Origin of the sequence: Flavobacterium sp. NKUCC04_CG (assembly GCF_019345525.1) — a bacterium.
Taxonomy (GTDB): Bacteria; Bacteroidota; Bacteroidia; order Flavobacteriales; family Flavobacteriaceae; genus Flavobacterium.
Genome location: NZ_JAHKRA010000063.1, coordinates 1 through 313, shown reverse-complemented (window position 1 = coordinate 313; position 313 = coordinate 1). Strand labels below are relative to the sequence as shown.

Annotated in this window: 1 pseudogene; it reads left to right on the top strand. The window is 40.3% G+C overall.

Annotation, left to right across the window (positions count from 1 at the left end):
* Window positions 1-313: pseudogene (locus KO524_RS15235) on the top strand (hypothetical protein); the annotation flags it as partial.

Genomic DNA, 313 nt, shown 5'->3' with positions numbered 1-313 from the left:
AGCGGGTGCTAGTGTAACTGTAGATATCAAAGCCATGGTAGCTGCCGGAGCAGAAACCATCACTACTTTGGTAAACAATCTAGACGGTACTTATACTTATACTTCTGAAAATGGAACTGTAACTACGATTGACGTACCGGCTGATGTGATCAACAACTTTACGGACATCATCACCAATACTACAGTATTGGAGCAATTGATCGAAAACTTGACCAATACTTATGTAGGCGGTAACGTTTATTACGACGGAACTCAATTCACTTATATTGATCAAGCGGGTAATACCCACATCATCAATTTCGAAGACATCGTT